Origin of the sequence: Aquabacterium olei (assembly GCF_003100395.1) — a bacterium.
In the GTDB taxonomy this organism is placed as follows: Bacteria; Pseudomonadota; Gammaproteobacteria; order Burkholderiales; family Burkholderiaceae_C; genus Aquabacterium; species Aquabacterium olei.
In genome coordinates, this window is record NZ_CP029211.1 from 164513 (window position 1) to 183527 (window position 19015).

The following is a 19015-nucleotide window of genomic DNA, read 5'->3' on the forward strand; positions in this document are numbered from 1 at the left end:
TTTATGGCCAGGCGTATGTGATGGCTGAATCGCCCCGGCTTCCCTAGACATGAACCGCCCCGGCTTTGAAGGAGGCTCCCTCGTTTGAGATGATGGAGCCAAGATGAGAAGTTCGAAGTATTCCCCCGAGGTTCGCGAGCGCGCGGTGCGCATGGTGCTGGAGCACCGAGATGAGCACCCGTCACAGTGGGCGGCCATCGAGTCCATCGCCGGCAAGATCGGTTGCACGGCGCAGACGCTGGACAATTGGATCAAGCAGCACGAGCGCGACCACGGCCTGCGCGGTGGGCCGACGACGGCGGAAGCGCAGCGCATCAAAGATCTCGAGCGCGAGGTGCGCGAACTGCGCAAGGCCAACGAGATTCTGAAGCTGGCCAGCGCGTTTTTCGCCCAGGCGGAGCTCGACCGCCGCATCAAGTCCTGAAGGCGTTCGTCGACCGGCATCGCCAAGAATTCGGGGTCGAGTCGATCTGCCGCGTGCTGCAGATCGCCCCGTCGGCGTACTGGCGGCACGCGGCCTGTCAACGCGACCCGGCGCTGCTGTGCCGACGCAGCTTGCGCGACGCTGAACTGGCGCCGCAGATTCGTCGCGTGTGGCAGGCGAACTTCGGGGTCTACGGTGCCGACAAGGTCTGGCACCAACTGCGTCGAGAAGGCATCGACATCGCGCGCTGCACCGTGGAGCGCTTGATGCGCCAGCACGGCCTGCAGGGAGTTCGCCGAGGCAAGCGACAGCGCACGACGGTGCCTGACCCGAAGGCGCCATGCCCGTTGGATCGTGTGAATCGGCAGTTCAAGGCCGACCATCCGAACCAGCTGTGGGTCACCGACTTCACCTACGTCTCGACGTGGCAAGGCTGGGTCTACGTGGCCTTCGTGATCGACGTGTTCAGCCGTCGGATCGTCGGTTGGCGCCAGAGCAGCTCGATGCACACGGAGTTCGTCCTCGACGCTCTGGAACAAGCGTTGTACGCCCGGCGGCCGACCGAGAAGGACGGGCTCATCTGTCATTCCGACAGGGGGTCGCAATACCTGTCGATTCGCTACAGCGAGCGCTTGGCCGAGGCTGGCATCGAACCCTCCGTCGGCAGCCGCGGTGACAGTTACGACAACGCGCTGGCCGAGACGATCAACGGGCTCTACAAGGCCGAGGTGATTCACCGCCGCGGGCCGTGGAAGACGAAGCAGGCGGTCGAGCTGGCGACGCTGGAATGGGTCGCCTGGTTCAACCACCATCGGCTGATGGCACCCCTGGGCTACAGGCCACCTGCCGAGTTCGAAGACCGATACCATTCCCAACGCGCTAGTCAGGCCGCGATCAACGTCTGACTCAAAGCAACTGGCCTCCGCAGAAGCCGGGGCGGTTCAGTCGCGCTCCTCGGTCACGCGCTTGAGTTCGGCCTTCAGACGGCGCAACTCTTCGGCCTGAGACAGCTGGCTGTGGCGCGCATCGGCCGGCTGCCTGGCCTCATTGATCCACTTGTACAGGCTGTGCGCGCTGACGCCCAAACGACTCGACACATCGGCCACCGTGTGGCCGCGTTCGGTCACTTGCTTGACCGCCTCGATCTTGAATTCTTCAGGGTAACGCTTGGTGCTCATCTCGGCTCCTTCTGGGCCAGTAGTTTGAGGCTCACAAGCGTCTAGGAGCTCCGGGGCGATTCATAGCACGATCCCGATGTGGATCTATGCCGGGACGGAACACTAGGGAAATGCGCCGCGCTTCCGGCGCTTCACCGCTTCTCGACGCGTTCGTTACCGGCGGTTAGCATTCACCGACGCGGTGGCTGCCTACACTGGCCGTTCCGCAACCTTCCGCTGTCACGCCTCATGAAGCTTCTGACTGCCTCCGCCATCGCGCTCATCCTCTCCAGTGGCTCCGTCCACGCGGCCGAAGTGCCTGATAGCCTGATCGAGAAAACACTCGGCATCACCGGGGTCAAGCACGAGAAGGTGACCCACACCAAGTACGGCATGACCTACTCCGATGTTTCGTACAAGACGCAGAGCGGCGAACTGCTGCTGATCCTGCGTCTCGGAACAGCCGAGCAATACGCCTTCTGGAAGCAGGCAGCCGGCCCAGCCGTGGCGCCGGTGTCGGGCGTCGGCGCAGAAGGGTTCCAGATCAAGAAGCCAAAAAGCCTGTGCGCGAAAAGCCAGTCCACCGCCGTGTGCGCCACGCCCGACTACTTTCTGAAGAACCCGAAGATCACCGACGAGCACCTGCAGGCCATTGTCAAGGCCGCCCTGTAAAGAGCGGGTTTTTCTTCTATGGTGTCAACCATGGAAGAAGAACCGATCCTTGACATCGAGCCCGCAGCACCGCCCTCCACCGCCGCGCGGGACGCCTTGTTCGTGCTCTGCGCCGTGCTTGTGTACTTCGCCCTGGCCGCGCATTTTGAAGCGTTCGAGTACGTACTCGGCATGACACGAGGCCAAGAGCACTGGCAGATCGACGAGCTGCCCATGACCGCTCTGGTTCTCGCCATCGGAATGAGCTGGTACTCGTGGAAGCGCACCACGGAGTCTCGTGCCGCACTGCGGGGGCGCATCGCGGCACAACGTCATGCGCAAGCGCTGCTTCAGGACAACCGCCGCCTCTCCCAAGCCCTGCTGCGCATTCAGGACGAGGAACGGCGTGCCCTTGCACGCGAGCTGCACGACGAGTTCGGACAGAGCTGCACCGCCATTCGAGCCGACGCCAGCTACATCCAGCAGCGAAGCACAGATGAGCCCATCGTCGAGAGCGCGCACCGGATCACCGAATCGGCCACCCGGTTGAACCTGCTTGTGCGCGACATGCTTGGCAGGCTCCGCCCGCCCGATCTCGACTCGCTGGGCCTGGAGGCCGCGCTGCAAACGCTGTGCGAGCGTTGGGAACAGCAAAGCGGCGTGTCATGCAGCCTGATACCCAGAGGGCTGCAGGCCAGCATCCCCGATGAAGTGGCCGTGGCGCTGTATCGGTTGGTGCAGGAGGCGCTCACCAACGTGGCCCGACATGCAGGTGCATCGTACGTGCATGTCAGCACGCAGGTGGAGACACGGCCCGATGGCACAGCCCGCCTCGTGAACCTCCGCATCGAAGACGATGGCTGCGGCCTACCCAGCGAGCTCGCTCCAGGACAACAGGGTCATGGCCTGGTCGGCATGCGTGAACGCGTGTGCTCATTGAACGGATCGATTGCGTTCCGGCATGTACTGCCAGGCCAGGGCTTGCGCATCGAGGTACAGATCCCGGTGGCCCACATCGAGCACCAGGCCTAGCACGACAGACATCAGGGCTTCTGCTCGGCAGGAGGCGGCGCCTCCAGAAATGTTCGCACCGCCCATACCGCCTCGGACGACAGAACGTCCCGCCAGGCTGGCATGTGTGTCACACCGAGCTTCACCTTGCCTTCCATCACCGACTTGTAAAAGTAATGGTCTGCGTCTGCAACGCAGCGCGATTTCAGCGAGGTCTCGGTGATCCTTAGGCAGAAGCGCCCCACGGCGCGCAACGAAGGGGCAGGCCCCATCCGGGTGGCATCCGCACCATGACACACCGCGCAAGATTGGTTGTACACGGTGCGCCCCACTTCCACGATCCGGGCGCGCGCCTCATGGTTGCGGTAAGGGTTGGGCTCGCTGCCCGCGGCCACAGCGGGCAATGTCGTCGCGTCGAAGAAAGGAAGCACGGGGCCTGGCGCCGCACAGACAAGGCCACTCATGATGGCCGTCATCAACAGGGCCCCGCACCGGCTCAAGGGATGGCTGGCGTTGACGCTCATTTCCAGTTCTCCTTGTCGGGGCACCCTTCGCACCCCTCAAAGTCGGAATCCGGGAAGATGGTGTAACGGAGGAAGTTGCCTTCGAACGTCGCTCCACGCAAGTTGGTCGTGACGAACTTCGCCTCCTGCAAATTGGCACCCGCAATGCGCGCCCTGGCAAGCCATGCAAACTGCAAGCGCGCCATCTCGAGGTTGGCACCCGTGAAGTCGGCCTCACTGAAGTCGCTGCGCATCAGGCGTGCCTGATCGAGGTCGGTTCCGACAAGGCGGGCCCTTCTAAACGTGGCGGCAGGGGCGTTGACATGGTTCATCTTCGCCGCCGTGAGGTCGGCATCGTCAAGCAGTGCACCAGCGAGGTTGGCAGCGTGCAGGTCTGCACGGATCAGTTTGGCCCCGGTGAGGTCCGCACCCACCAGATTGGCCCCGGCCAGCCTTGCGTGCCGGAGATCCGCCCCGGGACAACGGGTGTAGGGCCAGATGGGACAACCGTTGACCACCATCGGCACAAAGCCCGGGCTCTCCCCTGCAGGGGGCGCGGCACGCAGGCCGGTGGTGAAAAGCGCTGCAGCAATGATGAGCAGACGCGCGACGCAGAAAGCCATGGCGGGTTCTCCGGTGGAAGTAAGTGCGCAGAGCAGGGGCATGGCCCCCGCTCTACCTGTTGCAAGTTGGGAAACGCTTACTTCCTGGCCTTCGGCAGCTTGAAGGCCCAGAACGACCCACCCTGTGTGACCTGCTTGGTCAAAGCTGCCATGTCACCGCCCCACAGCGGCACCGCGCCACCAAAGCCACTCGATACGCCGATGTACTGCTCGCCATCGGTTTCCCACGTGACCGGCACCGAGACGATGCCGGAGCCCGTCTGGAACTTCCACAACTCCTTGCCGGTCTTCGCATCGAAGGCCTTCACGTAGCCGTCGGTGGTGCCGGTGAAGACGAGGTTGCCGGCGGTGGTCAGGGTCCCGGCCCACAGGGGGAAGGTCTCCTTGTGCTCCCACGCGATCTTGCCGGTCTTCGGGTCAATCGCGCGCAAGATGCCCACGTGGTCATCGAACAGGCGCTTGATGCGGAACCCCTGCCCCAGATAGGCTGAACCGGGCTTGTAGGTCAGGTGCTCGGTCCAGTAGTCCATCGCCCAGTGGTTGGCCGGAATGTAGAACAACCCGGTATCGGGGCTGTAGGACATCGGATGCCAGTTCGTGCCTCCCAGAAACGGCGGCGAGACGAATACGGTCTCGCCCTTTTCCTGCCCGTCCTTGGGCTGGGGTGGGCGATTCCCCGTTTCCACGGGACGCCCGGTCTTCAGGTCAATGCTCTTGGCCCAGGTGATCCCGTCCACGAATGGCCATGCACCGATCAACGATGTCGGCTTGTTGGGATAGCCGCTGCCTGTGGCCAGCTTGGTGCGGTCGGTCACATAGAAGAAGCCATTGCGGTCGGCGTGTGCACCGGCCTTCACCAGCTTGCCGTTCTTGTCCTTGTACTCGAACAGCACGATCGAGTTGTTGCCGGAAAAGTCCCAGGCATCGTTCGGGGTGTGCTGATAGAAGCCTTTGAGCTCGCCATTGGATGCATCCACATACGCCTGTCCCGAGGTGAACAGACTGTCCCAGTTGCGGGGGTCGTCGCCTTCCTTCGTGCGCTTCCAGGTGTTCCACGGCGCGGGGTTGCCAGCGCCGATGACAATGGTGTTGGTCTCGACGTCGAAGCTCGCCGTCTGCCAGGGCGCGCCTCCACCGTGGCTCCATGCCTCGACGAGTTTGCCGTCCTTGTCACGGGGCCACGAGGGGGCCTTCGGGTCACCGGTGTACGAGCCGTCCTTGCCATTCAGACGGCCCTTGTGGCCCTCCACGAACGGCCGGGCCCACACCTCTTCTCCGGTCTCCGGGTCGCGTGCGAACAGCCAGCCCACCACACCGAACTCATCGCCTGACGACCCGTGGATCAACAGCACGCGGCCCGTCTTCTGGTCCTTCACGACGAACGGTGCACCGGTCATCGTGTAGCCCACCTTGTGATCCGCAAAGCGTTCCTTCCAGATCAGCTTCCCGGTGTCCTTGTCCAGCGCGATGATGCCGGCGTCCAGGGTGCCGACGAACAGCTTGTTGCCGTAGATCGCTGCGCCGCGGTTCACCACGTCACAGCACGGGCGGATGTCGTCCGGCAGCCGGGCTTCGTACTCCCAGAGTCGCTTGCCGGTCCGCACGTCCACGGCGAACACGCGCGAATACGAGGCGGTGATGTAGGCCACACCATCGTGCACCAGCGCCTGGCCTTCCTGACCACGCTGCTTCTCACCGCCGAACGAGAAGCTCCATGCCGGGACGATGTTGGCGACGTTGTCCTTGTTGATCTTCTTGAGCGGGCTGTGGCGCTGTGCCTTCATGCCCATGCCGTAGCTCAGCACATCGCCTGTCGTCTTGTCGTCGTTGACGATGTCCTCCCAGGTTACCTTTCTGGCTTCGGCGGCCGCACCAATCAGCAGGCAGGCAGCCGCAATCAGAGTAAGAACGGGGCTCGCTGTCCTGCGATGCGAGGCGGGCTTGAGGAACATCGTCATGGAGGGTCTCCAGTGTTTGTGAGGTGGAACAGGTGTGCGGGTCTGCACACGGTGTTCAAAACGCACCTCTCATGCCCATCCGACCCGGGATTCAGGGAATTCTTCCCTTGCCGATCGGGAAGCCTTCCTGAAATGATCTCGGGCTGCAAACCCAAGTCCGGATTTCCATCAAAGTCGTCAGCCGCGACGGTGCATCGAACCCGTCATCGGATCGAATCCCGACTGGCTCAGTCAATGAGCCTAAGTGGCAACCCGCAATATCGCCCCGCGAGACGCTCCAGATGGCGGTCAGCTGACATGGCCTGGGACATCCGGTGCTTCAAATTGGCACGCGATCTGTCGCGACATCAATGCACAGGCCATCACAAAGAAAGGCAACGAGATCGAGATGACGATCAACGTGATGTTGGTGGACGACCATGCCGTGGTCCGCGCTGGCTATAAGCGCCTGATCGACAACGAGCCCGGCCTTCGGGTGATTGCCGAAGCCGAGTGCATTGCCGAGGCACAGGAGGCCATGCGATCACACGAGGTGAACGTGGCGGTGATGGATCTGGCTTTGAGGGGGGAAAGTGGCATCGAAGGCATCAAGCGCCTGGGCGGACGCTACCCTCATCTCCGCATCATGGTCTTCAGCATGTACGACCACTGCGTGTATGTGAGCCAGGCTTTGCGGTACGGTGCTCTTGGCTATGTCACGAAATACGCTCGCCCGATGGAGATGCTGTCGGCGCTGCGCAAGGTGGCTGCGGGGCAGCGGGCCCTGTCCTCGGACATCGTCGAGATCCTGGCTCAGCACGCAGCAGGCGGCGGATCCCCGCTACACGACCTGACGCCTCGCGAATTCGAGATCCTTCGCATGACGGCCAATGGCCTGACACCCAACGACATCGCCGCCCACATCAAGCTGAGTCCCAAGACCATCTTCAATCAGCTGTCGGCCATCCGATCGAAGCTGAACGTCCGATCAGACATCCAGCTCTACCGCCTGGCCCTGGAGGAAGGCCTGGTCGACTGAGCGATCGCGTCGTGGCCGCTCAGATCTCGCGCAGCCCGGCCGTGACGCCCCGGTTGCCCTGCTTGTCCACCCACAGCACGTCCACGCCCCACTGCCTGGCCAGCGTGTCGACCTGATCCGGCCCGGCCACGAAAAACACCTTGGTGAGGGCATCGGCCAGCGCGCCGCTCGGCGCCGCCACCGTCACCCCCGAAAGCCCGAGCGGCGATCGGCCAGTGCGCGGATCGAAGATGTGGTGGTTGCGGAAGTCGGCCGTGAAGGTCGTGGTGCTGTCCGCCGACGTGGCGAGCGCCCGGCCATCGGCCACCAGCCGGGTGATGAAGCGGGATTCGTCGCGCGGATCGGCCACGCCCAGCACCCACGGCACCTGGCGCACGCTGCGCCCCACCGGCAGCCATTCGCCGGTGTCGATCAGGGCGTGCTGCACCCCATAGGACTGCAGCAAGGCCTTCACGCGGTCTGCCGCGTGGCCTTGCGCAATGCCGTTGAGGGTGATCCCCATGCCCTTTTGCGAGAAGCGGATGCGCTCAGGCTCGACCTGCATGTTGCGCCAGCCCACCAGCGCCCGTGCCGCGGCCAGCCGCCGTTCGTCCGGCACACCGCCACGCCGCCGGGCGCCCTCGAAGGCATCCCACAGCGGTTGCACCGTGACGTCGAACTTGCCATCGCAGCGCGCCGAGATGGACTGCGCCACCTCCAGCACCTTCACCAGCTCGGCCGGCGGCTTCTTCAGCTCGCCCTTGTCGTTCAACTGCCGCACCGCGCTGTCTTCGCGGAACAGGCTGAGGATCTGGTCGAGGTGCTGCAGCAGCGCGACCGACTCGTCCAGCGCATCCGCGAGCGCACCGATGTCGGAATGGGCGGCCTTGAGGGTCAGCGTCGTGCCGAATCCTTGCAGGCGGCGCTCGCGCCACACCAGTTCGGTGGTGGCCGGCGCGGTGTGACCTGTGCCCAGCGCCCAGAGGGTGCCCAGGCCCATGGCCTGGCAGAGGCGACGGCGGGTCGTGTTCATGCCACCTGCTCCTTGATTGTTCTGATGGGTATCGTCTGCCCCTTTCGGGCGCTGATCAATGGGGCACAACGCGTATCGCTGTCATGAATTGCCACGCAGTCCATGCACTGGAAGCACTCGTTGTAGTCGATCTGACCCTGGGGTTCGATGGCCTGGTAGGCGCAACGGTGGCGGCAGGTCTGGCAGGGCTGCCCACACTCGACACGGCGCGGAATCCAGCGCAGCAAACGCGCCCGCCCCAAGATCGCCATCGTGGCACCCAGCGGGCACAGGTAGCGGCAGTAGCCCTTGTAGACGAAGACACTGAGCAGCACCATGGCCACCGCCCACACCACAAAGGGCCAGCTGCGCACGAAGGCCAGCGTGATGGCCGTCTTGAAGGGCTCGACCTCCACCGCCGAGTCCACCAGGTTCGAGCCGGGGATCAGCGCCAGGGCGACGATGACGGCCAGGACCACGTACTTGACCCCTTTGAGACGGCGGTCCCAGACGCGCGGCACAGCGCGGCGCTTCCACTTCTTGTACACACCGAGGTAGCCGGCCAGCTGGCTGATCAGATCCTGCAAGGCACCGAACGGGCAGAGCCAGCCGCAGAAGGTGCCCCGGCCCCACACGAAGAAGGTGAGGGCCGCATAGCCCCACAGCAGCACCGTCATCGGGTCGTACAGCAGGAAACCCAGGCTGCGGCCGTTGACGATGGCCTGCAGGATGCCAGTGAGGTTGACGATGGACAGCTGTCCCTGTGCAAACCAGCCAATGAAACCGAGGGTGTAGAGCAGGTAGGCGTTGCGCACCCAGCGCATGCGCCGCTCGTCGCGCACAAGCCAGGCGGGGCGCGCCAGCATCACCGTAAGGAGCGCCAGGCCCACAGCGAGCACAGACAGGTCGAGCTTGCGGCCCGTCCAGCTGGTCTTCCAGCTTTGCTGTTCATTGCCTGAGGGAATGGCGTAGTCCTCGGGGAGCTGGATCTCCATCTCGAACTCCTTACGGACCTTCTCAGGAAGGATCAAACCCTTTTCACGGGTCACGCTGAGCGCAAACTTCATCGGCTGCGTCGGGTCGAGGCTGGCCTGGCTGATGACCTTGAAGACCTTCCAGTGCACATCCGCGCCCCTCCAGTCCTCTGGAAGGCGAATCTTGTCGTCCACGTCCAGATCCCGCAGTTCAATCGGCAGCCCGCCCTGGCTAAGCGTCAAGCGGGTGGGCACGGCCCCACCCTGGTAGTCCTCGCCCACAAAGCTGTAACGCCCGCGGGTGGCCACCAGAAAGGCATGGTCGCCTGGCTCGATCCAGGTCTTCAGGTACCGCCAACCCTTTTCTGTCAGGATGTTGCGGCCCACGGTGGGCACGTTGAGATGCAACACCATCCATTCCGTAAAGAGGCCACCTGGATTGCGCCTAGCTTCTTCATCTTGCCCCTCGCCCACGGAACCGGCAAACGCGGCCTCGACATCGCGGTTGCGCAGCGTCTGCCGCGTCACCAGCTCCGCTCTCTGCAGGGCATTGAAGTCCAGGGGCTCGAACACGTCCTCACGAATTCGGCCGATCAACGACGGGTCGCGCCCTTCCGCAAAGCCCATCTTCGCGCGGGCGACGGCCAGAGCCGACGACATCAAGCTTTGGTTCACGATGCGGACCGATGCCGTGGCCTTCGCCACGCCGTCGATGATGACGTTCGCGCTGGCGTCCTGTCCGGCACTTTTGGCGCGGCTGTCGATCTTCACGTGCTGCTTGAGATTGAGCCCCTTGTACTGAGCGACGAACTTCTCGAGCGGCTCCGGGCCCAGGCCATCCAGAAACACCGGCTCGTGCTGCGACAGCACGCGCACATCGCGAAAGCCGCCTTGCGCATCGAGCAGCACGAGCAGGTTCACGGGCACACCCGAGAAGCCGGGCAGGGGCGCAAGGTCGATCGATTCAAACGCGTAGCCCACCAGAATGGTCTCGGTGGCTTCCTGCTTGTAGATGGGCCAGACCGGGAGCGCCTTGTCCTTCTCACCCACCACCAACGGGAGGGGGAAGGCCTGCTTCATGGATGCGCCATCCATCACGCCAGCGCGCGCCGGCAGGAAAACCAGGCACGCCAGCAGCGTGAGCAGCCAGACTGCCAGGGGCCGCCACAGGGTGGATGCCATCGTTTGTCGCCTCTTGTGTTTGTTATGCAATGGGGGGCGATTGAGCAAGGCATGTGCCGCCCCGAAAGGGCCGATTTCCACGCGGTTCCGGGCGGTTTCAGGGACTGTCACATGCTCCACGGTGGGACAGATCAGGGGTCTCCCTTGGGTGCAAACCCGAGGGCCGGTGTGTCACGTGCTCCATCACCATGTGCCGGTCAAAGCCGTGTCACCCGGCCCGAGGCGCACCCTGTATCAGGGTTAGCCCTCGGCTTTGACGGCAGATCGACCGGTGGCATGGCCTTTGCGAAAACAGCCCCATCGTTAGACCCCCGGACCCCTGGAGACAAACCATGACTCACCACACCGCCAGCTGGCTTCGCCGTTCCGCCCTCGCCGTTCTTCTTGCCAGCAGCAGCCTCGCCGCAATGGCCCATGGTGACGTCGTTCCCCAGGCTGTGGACACCGCCGGCCTGTCCGAGCTGGGCAAGGAATGGCTCGCCACCAACCCCTACGTCGGCAACAAGAAGGCCATCGAGATCGGCACGTCGGCCTTCGGTCAGAACTGCGCCCGTTGCCACGGCATCGACGCCATCTCCGGCGGCATCGCTCCTGACCTGCGCAAGCTTGACAACGAGTGCGCCACGCTGAACCAGCGCAAGCGCGAAGCCTGCGTCGCCGATGTCGACAACTACTACCTGACCACCGTGCGCAATGGCCGCACCCGCAATGGCGCCGTCTACATGCCGCCGTTCGAAGGCATCCTGAACCAGGAAGCCATGTGGGCCATCAAGGCCTACCTGGTGTCGCGCCGCGAAAAGGCGTTCTGATCCAGCATGCGGACTGGCTCATGAACTGAGACAGTGCCGTTGCATCACAACCTGCAAGCCGGATCCTGGCTCAGGGTTGTCCCTCACGGGCCTGGCCTCCCTCCGCCAGGCCCATCGTGTTTTCAGTGCCTGAAAGACAGCTAGAAGGAGACAGACATGCACCAACCCAATCGCCGCGACATGCTGCGTCAGATGGCCCTCGCGGGCCTGGCTGGCGCAGGCGCGCTGGGCTTGCCCGGGCTCGCGCGCGCCGAAACCGGCAACCTCGAGCAGATCAAGTCCCGTGGCGTGCTGACCGTCGCCGTCTACGACGACCTGCCCCCTTTCAGCACCGAGAAGGGCCATGGCGGCATCGACGCCCTGCTGGCCCAGGCGATCGCTGCGCAGCTGGGCGTCAAGGCCAAGCTGCTGCCCTTCCCCGGCGGCGAAGACATGGAAGACGACCTGCGCTTCATGGTCTGGAAGGGGCACTACCTGGGCTACGGCCCGGCCGACCTGATGCTGCACGTGCCCGTCGAGGCGCCGCTGATGAACGCGAACCCGCAGGTCAACATCTTTGCGCCGTACTGGCGTGAGCGGGTGATGGTCGCTCGCAACCGCGAGCAGGTGTCCGAGCTCAAGGGCCTGGACGCCTTGAAGGGCCTGGACCTTGGCGTGGCAGGCCAGACGCTGGCCGGCTGGCTGTTGGCCAATGCCGAAGGCGGCAGCTTGCAGCCCCGCCTGAAGACGACGTTCAAGGACGGCGTGGCGGCGGCGCAGGCGCTGCTGCGTGGCGAGATTCAGGTGGCTGCGGGCATGAACTCCGAGTTGCTGCATGTGCTGGCCGCAGACAAGCGCTTTGCGGTCGAACCCTTCCCGTCGCCGCGCGCCGGTGGCGGCTGGGTGATCGGCTGCGCGGTGAAGCGCGAAGCCGAACCCCTGGCCGTGGCGGTGCAGACCGCCATGAACACGCTGATGGACTCGGGCGAACTCGCCAGCATCTTCCAGAGCGCCCAACTCACGTGGCGCCGCCCTTGATCGGGCTCAGGCTGCGGGTGCCGCCCGCAGCCGCCACAGCGAGGTGACCTCGCGGGCGCGCGCCCGGTGCAGCGGGTCGGTGGGGTCGCTGGCCTTCGGGTGAACCGGGCGGGCGTCCAGCCGCCCGGCCACGACCAGCCCTGCTTCCGCGATCCACTGCAACAGCGATTCGCGGCTGCGCAGGTTCAGGTGCTCGGCCAGATCCGACAGGATGAGCCAGCCTTCACCGTCTGCGGTGAGGTGATCCCGCAGGCCGCTCAGAAAGCCACGCAGCATCCGGCTGTCCGGGTCGTACACCGCGTGTTCCAGCGGCGAGGTGGGCTTGGCCGGCAACCACGGCGGGTTGCACACCACCAGCGTGGCGCGCCCGGGCGGAAACAGATCGGCCTGCTGCAGGGTCACCTGCTGAGCCAGCCCCAGGCGGCTCAGGTTGTCTTGTGCGCACGCCAGCGCCTGCGCGGACAGGTCGGTGGCCACGATGGGCTGCACACCGCGACGGGCCAGCACAGCCGCCAGCACGCCGGTGCCCGTTCCGATGTCGAACGCCGGCCCGGATGCCGGCAGCGGCGCCTGGGCCACCAGGTCGACATACTCGCCGCGCACCGGCGAGAACACGCCGTGGTGCGCGTGGATGCGCCCGCCCACGGCCGTCAGCGGCACGCCCTTCTTGCGCCACTCGTGCGCGCCGATCAGCCCGAGCAGGTCGCGCAGCGGCATCACGCCGGGCTCATGACCCGGGCCGAACACGGCCGCGCAAGCCGCCTGCACATCGGGCGCGCGACGCAGCGGGCACACGTGCCCCACATCAAACGGGATCAGGACCATGCCGAGGACGCGCGCCCGCTGCCCCTGGGCCTGGCGGTGCGCATGGAAGGCTGCGCCTGCATCGGCCACCGGTACCGGCGACCTGGGCCGGCGTTTGTCGATGCGACGCTGCAGTGCTTGCAGCAGGTGCCGCGCGTTCTGGAAGTCGCCCTGCCACAGCAGACCCGTGCCTTCGCAGGCCAGCTTGTAAGCGCGATCGGCCGGGAGCGTGTCGTCTGCCACCACAACGCGGCGCGGCGGGGGCAGCCCGGCAACCGAGCGCCACGCGGCAGTGTGCGTGGCCTCGCCGTCGGACCAGCTCAAAGTGGAAGTGTCGTGGTGCATGGCCGCCTTTCGAGGGCCGAAGTGTAAGCGCGCCGCCCCCAAAGAGGTAAAATGACAGGCTTGTGTCAAGACCGTGTCACCGGCGTGACATGAAAGCCCCATCATGATCTTTGGAAAACTGCTGCCCCGTGAGGGCAATTTTTTTGAGCTGTTCAACCAGCACGCCAACCACATCGTGGCCGCCGCGCATGCGTTTGCCCGGCTGGTTCACCACTACAACGACCCGCAGCTGCGTGAGAAGTACAACGTCGAGGTCGACACCGCGGAAAGCGCAGCAGACCAGGTCACCCGGGAAGTGAACCGCCTCCTGCACACCACCTTCATCACCCCGATCGACCGCGAGCAGATCCACTCGCTGATCAACACGATGGACGACGTGGCCGACCTGATGCAGGACGCCGCGGAAACCATGGCGCTGTACGACGTGCGCCGGATGACGGACGAGATCGTGCGCCTCACGGACCTGTGCGTGAAGAGCTGCGAGCGCCTGAAGGATGCCGTGGCCCTGCTCGACGACATCGGCGATGCCAAGACGGCGGCCGCGGCCCTCAAGACCTGTGAGGAGATCGACCAGCTGGAATCGGATGCGGATCGCGTCATGCGCTCGGCCATGAGCAAGCTGTTCCGCGACGAACCCGACGTGCGTGAAGTCATCAAGCTGAAGGCCATTTACGAGCTGCTGGAAACCGTCACCGACAAGTGCGAAGACGTGGCCAAGCTGATCGAGGGCGTGATCCTCGAGAACTCCTGATCGGACGGAGCTCACCATGGCAACCATGCAGGTGGCCCTCTGGGTCATCGTGGCGCTCGTCATTCTGGCGCTGCTCTTCGACTTCATGAACGGCTTCCACGACGCGGCGAACTCGATCGCCACCGTCGTGTCGACGGGCGTGCTGCGCCCGACGCAGGCCGTCGTGTTCGCGGCGTTCTTCAACTTCGTTGCGATCTTCGTGTTCCACCTCAGCGTGGCGGCCACCGTGGGCAAGGGCATTGCCGACGCCGGGGTGGTGGACGTGCATGTGGTGTTCGGCGCTCTGACCGGTGCCATCACCTGGAACGTCATCACCTGGTACTACGGCATCCCCAGCAGCTCGTCGCACGCGCTGATCGGGGGCATCGTGGGTGCGGTGGTGGCCAAGGCAGGTGCCGGCGCGCTGATCGCCACCGGCATCGTCCGCACGGTGACCTTCATCTTCGTGTCGCCGCTGCTGGGCTTCACGCTGGGCTCGCTGATGATGGTGCTCGTGGCGTGGATCTGCCGGCGCACGGCGCCCTCGAAGGTGGACCGCTGGTTCCGCCGCCTGCAGCTGCTGTCGGCCGGCGCGTACAGCCTGGGCCACGGCGGCAACGACGCGCAAAAGACCATCGGCATCATCTGGATGCTGCTCATCTCGACGGGCTATGCCGCGGCCGGCGACAAGGCCCCGCCGACCTGGGTCATCATCTGCTGCTACGCCGCGATCGGCATCGGCACGATGTTCGGTGGCTGGCGCATCGTCAAGACGATGGGGCAGAAGATCACCAAGCTGAAGCCGGTGGGTGGCTTCTGTGCCGAGACCGGCGGTGCCATCACGCTGTTCCTGGCCACGGCCATCGGCGTGCCGGTGTCGACGACGCACACCATCACCGGCGCCATCGTGGGTGTGGGCTCGGTGCAGCGCGCCAGCGCGGTGCGCTGGGGTGTGGCGGGCAACATCGTGTGGGCCTGGATCTTCACGATCCCGGCCTCGGCCACGGTGGCAGCCATTGCCTACTGGGTCAGCCTCACGCTGTTCTGAGGCCCCTCCCGCGCTTCACTTCGAAGGCCCCGCAAGGGGCCTTTCCTTTTGCCCGCGCAGCCCTGCGCGATGTCAGCCCGGGATCTCGGGCTCCACCAGCAAGGCCAGCAGGGCGAGCGAATCCTGCCAGCCGAGATAGCACATCTCCGTCGGAATGGCCGCCGGGATCCCCTCCTGCACGATGCGCAATTCGGTGCCACACGCCACGGCCTTCAGGTCCATGGTGGTGATCATCTCGCCGGGCAGGTTGCTGTCGTCGAAGCGGTCGGTGTTGCGCACCCGTTCGCCGGGCACCAGCTCCAGGTAGGTGCCGCCAAAGCTGTGGGACTGCCCGTTCGAAAAGTTGGTGAACGACATCCGGTAGCGGCCCCCGACCTGGGCGTCGAGTTCATGCACCGTCGCCGTGAAGCCATGGGGCGGCATCCACTTGCACAGCGCGGCGGGGTCGAGCAAGGCACGGTAGACCCGGTCGGTCGGGGCCTTCAGCACGCGGTGCAGGGTGACGGTTCCGGTGGTCATGGCGAGGGGTCCTTTCCTGGGTTTCAGAAGCGTGATCCGGGCTGGGTCAGGAACTCGGCCTCTTCGGGCGTGGTCTCGCGGCCGAGGATGGCGTTGCGATGAGGGTAGCGGCCGAAGCGGTCGACGATGGCCTTGTGCCGCAACTCGAAGTCGAGGTTGGTGGCCGGTGCATGGTCGCGGTAGAGCTGCTCGGCCCAGACATGGATGGCCGGCGATTCGCTGTGCATGAAGGGCAGCAACAGAAACGCACATTGCACCGGCGTGAGCGCGAGGTGAGCCTGCGCACGCACGGCCTCCTGCGCGAGCGCCAACGCCATCGCATCCTGTGCAAAGGCCCGGGGCGTGTTGCGGAACACATTGCGGGAAAACTGGTCGAGCACGATGATCTCGGCCAGACGGCCGCGAGGCGTGTCGCGCCAGGCATGCAGCTCCCCCTGCGCGGCCTGCTCCAGCGTCAGGAGGAAGCGATCGCGGATCTGCGCATCGAAGTCGTCATCGGCACGCCACCACTGGGCGGGCTCGGTCTCGTCGAACCAGAATCGGAGGACGTCTTCGTAGGCGGTCATGTCGGCTTTCATGGGAGCGCGTCGCTTTCAGCCTGCGCCGCCGGCCAGCGCCCGGGTCAGCTGAGCGGCCGGCATGTCCTGGCATCCGCTGGCGTTCTGCCCCGACCAGAGCGGCGTGAAGTCGGTCGAGCCCAGGCGCTCGGCCTGCGCACGCAGGGGCGCCACGGCGGCCGTCGCGAGGGGAAACGCCGGGGGCGCGGCGCTCATGGGGCCCAGCTCCCGCATGACGCGGTTGACAATGCCGCGGGCCGGCCGGCCCGTGAACAGGTTGGTCACCGCCGTGTGCCGTGCGCTGTCGCTCTGGAGGGCGGCACGGTGCAAGGCGCTCGTGGTGGCTTCCGGGCAGCACAGGTAGGCCGTGCCGACCTGCACACCGGCCGCCCCGAGCGCCAGCGCCGCCCGCACGCCTTGGGCATCGGCAATGCCCCCTGCCGCAATCACCGGCACGCGCACCGCCGCCACCACTTGCGGCAGCAAGGCGAAGGTGCCCATCTGCCCGGTGAGGTCGTCCGAGAGGAACATGCCGCGGTGCCCGCCGGCTTCGAGCCCCTGCGCAATCACGGCATCGGCCCCGTTCGCTTCCAGCCATTGCGCTTCTTCAACCGTGGTGGCCGACGAAAGCACCCTGGCCCCCCACCGCTTGACGCGCGCCAGCAGATCCGGCGAAGGCAGCCCGAAATGGAAGCTCACGACCGGTGGGTGGAAGGCCTCCAGCACCTCGGCCAGTTCTGCGCTGAATGGCGCGCGCCCGGTTCCGGCCGGAACGTCGCCGGGATCCAGCTGCAGTTCGGCGTAGTAAGAGGCCAGGGCAGCGCGCCAGGTGGCCTCACGCGCGGCATCGGGCTGCGGTGGCGTGTGGCAGAAGAAGTTGACGTTGTAGGGCCGGTCGGTGGCCGCCCGGATGGCCTGCAGTTCGGCGCGCAGCGTGTCCACGCTCAGCATGGCGCAGGGCAGCGAACCGAGCCCACCGGCGTTGGAGACGGCCGTCGCGAGGGCATGGCCCTGTACGCCGGCCATGGGCGCCTGGATGATGGGCAGTTCGATGCCGAGAAGGCGGTTCAGGGTGTCCATGCCTGAGTGTGCCCGAGAAGCGTCGCACGGGTGAACCACGAAGCCACGTCGGCGCGCTGGGCTTCCGTGAGGTGCAAGCCGAGCTTGCTGCGACGCCAGAGCACGTCGTCCGCCGTGCGCGCCCACTCCTCGTCGCGCAGGTAGCTGAGCTCGGCCTCGTACAGCCCCGGGGCGCACGGCTCACCGAGGGCATCCACGTTGCGCGCACCGCACAGCACCCGCTCAATGCGTGAGCCATAGGCACGCGCCAGGCGTTGGGCCAGCGCGGGCGGCAGCCAGGGGTGCCGGTCCTGGACAGCCTGGAGGAAGCGGGCGAAGTCCCTCGCGGGGTGGCCGCTCACGTCGATCCAGCCCGACAGATCGCCACCGGGCAGGCAGGCACCCCGGGTCCAGGCGGGCCGGTTCTCGTGCAGCATGTGGCCGAGGGCGTTGCCCGCGTCTTCGGCCAGTTGCCGGAAGGTGGTGATCTTGCCGCCCCACACCGTCAGCAGCGGCGCGGCCAGGTCATCGGTCTCCAGGCGGTAGTCGCGCGTCACCGCAGCCGGGTTGCCGTGGGCATCATCCAGCAGCGGCCGCACCCCGCTGTAGCGCCACACCACATCGGCGGGGGTGACCGGCCGGGCCAGATAGCGGCTGGCCTGCTCGCACAGGTAGGCCACCTCGGCGTCATCGGCCCGGGCATCGCGCGGGTCACCGTGGATCTCCTGGTCCGTGGTGCCGATCAGGGTGAAGGCGCCTTCGTACGGGATCGCGAACAGGATGCGCCCATCGGGGTTCTGGAACAGGTAGGCATGGTCGTGCTCGAAGCAGCGCGGCACCACGATGTGGCTGCCCTTGACCAGCCTCAGGTGGCGCGTGATCAGCGGTTCGACGCCGGCAGGCTGGGTCACCTGACGCAACAGGCGCTCGGCCCAGGGGCCTGCCGCGTTGACCAGGGCGCGGGCCCGCACGGTGGCCGCGCGACCGTCGGACTCTTCCACTGTGACCACCCAGTGCCGCGCTTCGCGCCGGGCCTGGGTGCAGCGGGTGCGCGTGCGAATCACCGCGCCGTGGGCCTGTGCGTCCAGCGCATTGAGCACGACCAGTCGGGCATCGTCCACCCAGCCGTCGGCGTACACAAAGCCTTGCTGCAGACGCGGCTGCAGCGGTGCACCCAGCGGCGACCGGCGCAGGTCGACCGAACGAGAGGCGGGCAGCACATCGCGCCGCGCGAGGTGGTCATACAGGAACAGGCCCAGCCGGATCAGCCAGGCCGGGCGCATGCCCGGGTCGTGCGGCAGCACGAACTGCAGCGGCCACATGATGTGCGGCGCCGAGCGCAGCAACACCTCGCGCTCGGACAGGGCCTTGCGCACCAGCCCGAAGGCGCGGTGCTCGAGATAGCGCAGCCCGCCGTGGATGAGCTTGGTGGATGCCGACGAGGTGTGCGAGGCGAGGTCGTCCTGCTCGACCAGACACACCGACCAGCCGCGTCCGGCCAGATCACGGGCAATGCCGGCACCGTTGATGCCCCCTCCGACAATCAGGACGTCGACCTCTTGGGATGGCGGCACCCGCGTTTCATGGACCATGCCTCGGACAGTACGGGAGCCACGTGACTTTTTCAATGCCGGG

At 65.8% G+C, this 19015-nt stretch carries 18 protein-coding genes, 1 pseudogene and 1 other annotated feature; of the genes and pseudogenes, 8 read left to right on the plus strand and 11 right to left on the minus strand.

The genetic code is table 11. The annotated features are described in order from the left end of the window. The first annotated feature begins 103 nt into the window (after positions 1 to 103). Positions 104 to 1329, plus strand: a protein-coding gene (locus tag DEH84_RS18090; protein WP_109034349.1) for an IS3 family transposase whose coding sequence is annotated in 2 segments (ribosomal slippage) — positions 104 to 389 and positions 389 to 1329 — 1227 coding nt in all. Because the reading frame shifts where the segments join, the coding sequence is not laid out codon by codon here. Further along, positions 379 to 495 (plus strand) — a sequence feature (AL1L pseudoknot). Its footprint overlaps the gene before it by 117 nt. Before the next feature lie 39 nt (positions 1330 to 1368). Here DEH84_RS18090 and DEH84_RS18095 read toward each other — a convergent pair. Then, positions 1369 to 1602, minus strand: a pseudogene (locus DEH84_RS18095) (transposase); the annotation flags it as partial. A 228-nt stretch (positions 1603 to 1830) separates the two neighbouring features. On the opposite strand from DEH84_RS18095, the gene DEH84_RS18100 reads away from it, so the two are divergent. Then, complete coding sequence (locus tag DEH84_RS18100) at positions 1831 to 2253, plus strand: hypothetical protein (RefSeq protein WP_109038609.1); 423 nt, start codon at positions 1831 to 1833, stop codon at positions 2251 to 2253. Positions 2254 to 2283: 30 nt separating this feature from the next. Beyond that, on the plus strand, positions 2284 to 3264 hold the full coding sequence (locus tag DEH84_RS18105) for a histidine kinase (protein WP_159099062.1): 981 nt from the start codon (positions 2284 to 2286) through the stop codon (positions 3262 to 3264). Between the two features lie 11 nt (positions 3265 to 3275). Here the strand turns inward: DEH84_RS18105 and DEH84_RS18110 are convergent, their stop codons facing one another. The 3 genes from DEH84_RS18110 to DEH84_RS18120 all read right to left on the minus strand — a co-directional run bounded on the left by DEH84_RS18110 (position 3276) and on the right by DEH84_RS18120 (position 6327). Then, entirely contained in the window at positions 3276 to 3767 is a 492-nt protein-coding gene (locus DEH84_RS18110; RefSeq protein ID WP_109038611.1) for a c-type cytochrome, read from the minus strand. Then, positions 3764 to 4369 carry a pentapeptide repeat-containing protein gene (locus tag DEH84_RS18115; protein ID WP_109038612.1) on the minus strand — a complete coding sequence of 202 codons (606 nt, stop codon included), beginning with the start codon at positions 4367 to 4369 and terminating at the stop codon, positions 3764 to 3766. Before DEH84_RS18115 ends, DEH84_RS18110 begins: the two co-directional genes overlap by 4 nt. Positions 4370 to 4446: 77 nt before the next feature. Further along, positions 4447 to 6327 carry a methanol/ethanol family PQQ-dependent dehydrogenase gene (locus DEH84_RS18120; protein WP_218929804.1) on the minus strand — a complete coding sequence of 627 codons (1881 nt, stop codon included), beginning with the start codon at positions 6325 to 6327 and terminating at the stop codon, positions 4447 to 4449. Positions 6328 to 6715: 388 nt separating this feature from the next. Between DEH84_RS18120 and DEH84_RS18125 the strand changes: the two genes are divergently transcribed. Beyond that, positions 6716 to 7345, plus strand: coding sequence for a response regulator (locus DEH84_RS18125; protein ID WP_109038613.1), 630 nt, complete (start codon positions 6716 to 6718; stop codon positions 7343 to 7345). Between the two features lie 19 nt (positions 7346 to 7364). Here the strand turns inward: DEH84_RS18125 and DEH84_RS18130 are convergent, their stop codons facing one another. Both DEH84_RS18130 and DEH84_RS18135 read right to left on the minus strand, forming a co-directional pair. Next, entirely contained in the window at positions 7365 to 8357 is a 993-nt protein-coding gene (locus DEH84_RS18130; RefSeq protein WP_109038614.1) for an FAD:protein FMN transferase, read from the minus strand. Then, on the minus strand, positions 8354 to 10492 hold the full coding sequence (locus DEH84_RS18135; protein WP_109038615.1) for a 4Fe-4S binding protein: 2139 nt from the start codon (positions 10490 to 10492) through the stop codon (positions 8354 to 8356). The genes DEH84_RS18130 and DEH84_RS18135 overlap by 4 nt, the downstream gene beginning before the upstream one ends. A 332-nt stretch (positions 10493 to 10824) precedes the next feature. Between DEH84_RS18135 and pedF the strand changes: the two genes are divergently transcribed. Beyond that, complete coding sequence (pedF, locus tag DEH84_RS18140) at positions 10825 to 11301, plus strand: cytochrome c-550 PedF (RefSeq protein ID WP_109038616.1); 477 nt, start codon at positions 10825 to 10827, stop codon at positions 11299 to 11301. Positions 11302 to 11457: 156 nt separating this feature from the next. Beyond that, positions 11458 to 12318: a substrate-binding periplasmic protein gene (locus DEH84_RS18145; protein ID WP_109038617.1), complete on the plus strand. Its 861-nt coding sequence runs from the start codon at positions 11458 to 11460 to the stop codon at positions 12316 to 12318. Positions 12319 to 12324: 6 nt separating this feature from the next. Here the strand turns inward: DEH84_RS18145 and DEH84_RS18150 are convergent, their stop codons facing one another. Further along, a complete protein-coding gene (locus DEH84_RS18150; RefSeq protein ID WP_109038618.1) occupies positions 12325 to 13467 on the minus strand; it encodes a methyltransferase in 1143 nt (380 codons plus the stop codon). Positions 13468 to 13570: 103 nt separating this feature from the next. Between DEH84_RS18150 and DEH84_RS18155 the strand changes: the two genes are divergently transcribed. Further along, complete coding sequence (locus tag DEH84_RS18155; RefSeq protein WP_109038619.1) at positions 13571 to 14218, plus strand: DUF47 domain-containing protein; 648 nt, start codon at positions 13571 to 13573, stop codon at positions 14216 to 14218. Between the two features lie 16 nt (positions 14219 to 14234). Then, entirely contained in the window at positions 14235 to 15245 is a 1011-nt protein-coding gene (locus DEH84_RS18160; protein WP_109038620.1) for an inorganic phosphate transporter, read from the plus strand. A gap of 72 nt (positions 15246 to 15317) precedes the next feature. Here the strand turns inward: DEH84_RS18160 and DEH84_RS18165 are convergent, their stop codons facing one another. Genes DEH84_RS18165 through glpD form a run of 4 tightly spaced genes read right to left on the minus strand, consistent with a single transcriptional unit; the run spans position 15318 to position 18972 of the window. Continuing rightward, complete coding sequence (locus tag DEH84_RS18165; RefSeq protein ID WP_109038621.1) at positions 15318 to 15764, minus strand: SRPBCC family protein; 447 nt, start codon at positions 15762 to 15764, stop codon at positions 15318 to 15320. A 23-nt stretch (positions 15765 to 15787) separates the two neighbouring features. Next, positions 15788 to 16342, minus strand: coding sequence for a DUF924 family protein (locus DEH84_RS18170; RefSeq protein WP_245932828.1), 555 nt, complete (start codon positions 16340 to 16342; stop codon positions 15788 to 15790). A gap of 15 nt (positions 16343 to 16357) precedes the next feature. Continuing rightward, positions 16358 to 17401 carry an NAD(P)H-dependent flavin oxidoreductase gene (locus DEH84_RS18175; protein WP_109038622.1) on the minus strand — a complete coding sequence of 348 codons (1044 nt, stop codon included), beginning with the start codon at positions 17399 to 17401 and terminating at the stop codon, positions 16358 to 16360. Next, positions 17389 to 18972, minus strand: a complete 1584-nt coding sequence (gene glpD, locus DEH84_RS18180) for a glycerol-3-phosphate dehydrogenase (protein ID WP_109038623.1) — start codon at positions 18970 to 18972, stop codon at positions 17389 to 17391. Before glpD ends, DEH84_RS18175 begins: the two co-directional genes overlap by 13 nt. Positions 18973 to 19015 lie beyond the last annotated feature (43 nt).